Annotated in this window: 2 protein-coding genes and 1 pseudogene; 1 reads left to right on the top strand and 2 read right to left on the bottom strand. The window is 33.8% G+C overall.

Going from position 1 to position 2,011, the window contains the following annotated elements; all coding sequences use genetic code 11:
• Nucleotides 1–762: 3-coathanger stack domain-containing protein (locus EGI22_RS15500; protein ID WP_255069343.1), on the top strand; the 762-nt coding region annotated here is incomplete at its 5' end.
• An 8-nt stretch (nt 763–770) separates the two neighbouring features.
• On the opposite strand, the gene EGI22_RS15495 is transcribed toward EGI22_RS15500, so the two are convergent.
• Both EGI22_RS15495 and EGI22_RS15490 read right to left on the bottom strand, forming a co-directional pair.
• Nucleotides 771–1,382 carry an OmpH family outer membrane protein gene (locus EGI22_RS15495; protein ID WP_255069342.1) on the bottom strand — a complete coding sequence of 204 codons (612 nt, stop codon included), beginning with the start codon at nt 1,380–1,382 and terminating at the stop codon, nt 771–773.
• 169 nt (nt 1,383–1,551) lie between these two features.
• Nucleotides 1,552–2,011 (bottom strand): annotated as a pseudogene (locus EGI22_RS15490) (DUF58 domain-containing protein); the annotation flags it as partial.

Below are 2,011 nucleotides of genomic sequence, written 5' to 3'. Positions count from 1 at the left end.
ACGGATGATACTTGTGACCCAATTTTAGGTTGTGTTTTTACTTCAAAATCAGATGGTAGTACATGTGATGACAATAATATTTGTACTGAAAATGATCAATGTATAGCTGGTAACTGTTCAGGTACTTCCATTTCTTGTCCAGACGATGGGAATCTTTGCACTACAGCAGCATGTAATCCACTTTCAGGATGCATTCAAGTAAACAATAATTCAGCTTGTGACGATGGTGACCCTTGTACAATAAACGATGTATGTCATAACGGAGTTTGTGCAGGAATACCCAAGACTTGCGATGATGGAAATCCTTGTACCACTGATAGTTGTGATCCTTTGACGGGAAATTGTCTCTTCGTGAACAATTCAAATGCTTGTAATGATGGTAATGCTTGTACGATAAATGATGCTTGTAGCGATGGAGAATGCAAGGGAACTCCCCGCATTTGTAATGATAATAATTTATGTACGAATGACGAATGTAATCCTACGTCTGGTTGTGTTTATTTACCTATATCCAATAGCTTTCAAATTTCAGGATTAAACTATTTCGAAAATACCATAGTAGGCCCAGTATCTAAAGGTGCGGTAAATAACCTTTTTACAATATTCAATTCTGTACCACCATCTGACCCTAATTATATTCAAACCAAAATTGGTTTAGGAGCAGAAGTGTTGTTTTTTGGAGGGAATTCAATTGAACTTAATCCGGGATTTCAAGTACCCAATGGCAGTGTTTTCAAAGCAGAAATAAACACTTGTAACTAATTAGAATGTTATTTTGCTGCCTGCACAAGACTTCCCAGCTTTGCCAATACAATATCTGAAATATTGCCAGTGCCATTGTCTCCAGCGTATAATATAACTCTTCCAGAGGTCATTGGGCCGTCAGATTTGTTTCTTGAAAATACGAAATGAAGACCTTTTTCCTTTGCAACTTGTTCGGCTGCAGTTTTTACTTCTTGTCTTATTTTCATTATAGCATCTCCCGTGTATTGCTGCAATTCTTTCTCTGCCTCTCTTTGGAAGTTTTCCGAAGCAGTCTTAGTTTCTTGAACTTTTCTTAATTTCTCGTTTAGTTTTTCTGTGGTCAAAGAATCGATGTTTTTTATACTTGTCTGATAATCAATATATAATGTTTGGTATTCTATGGCCATCTTGTTAAAAGACTCTTGATAAGCCTCTTGTTTCTGTTTTAAGTCTTCGTCCAACTTTTTTACAGCTTTATAGTTTTCATAAACGTAATCTTCATAAATATAAGCAAATTTTTGAGCTGAAGTACTAGAAGATACTTTTGCCGAAGGCTTTTTTGTTGCTGGTTTTTTGGTTTGGCTTATTGCCGATAGAAATGTTAATGCCAAAAGTGTTGAAAGAAGAATACGTTTCATCAAGAATTATTTAATTTTTGTCAAAAATACTTATTTCTTTCTAATGTTAAACTAAATTTTATTTAACGTTTAATTGGGATAGTAGAGAATTTACTCAATAATTGAATCGAAATAGGATTATAATATAAGTTTTTTTTAAATTTGAATGATGGGGAAAAACTAGAAATGCTTACAAAATTCTTTTTTTCTTGATTTCTAAATATTGATTGATGACTTGCGAACTTAGGTTTTCCGGGCGTGTCAAAAGTGCTTTTATGCCGTGTTTTTCTAATTCTTTTGCTATCAATTTATTTTGATAAAGCATGTTATGGCCAATCGTATTATTGTAAATCTCTTTTAAGTCTTTGGCTTGTTGGTTTACTATTTGGGCTATTTCGGAGTTTTCAAAAAACACCAAAAGCAATAAATGATGCCTTGATAGCGAGCGTAAATAAGGGAGATTCCGATGCATTGCGTTTACTGAATCGAAATTTGTAAATATCACCAAAAGACTCCTTTGACGGATATTTAGTCGAACAAATTTGTACAGCATTTCAAAATCTGACTCTTTAAAATCTGTTTCGATATTGTAAAGTTTCTCAGTGATTTTGCCAAAATGTTTGAGGTCTTTTTTGGCAGGAAGGAAATTG

This window comes from Lacihabitans sp. LS3-19, from assembly GCF_024343575.1.
GTDB lineage: Bacteria > Bacteroidota > Bacteroidia > Cytophagales > Spirosomataceae > Leadbetterella.
Note: the sequence above shows the minus strand (reverse complement) of the source record. Positions and strands in the feature narration are given on the sequence as shown.

What these genes read in the sequence shown, in the direction of transcription:
- EGI22_RS15495 (WP_255069342.1), bottom strand. Translation starts at nt 1,382, where the DNA reads ATGAAACGTATTCTTCTTTCAACACTTTTGGCATTAACATTTCTATCG.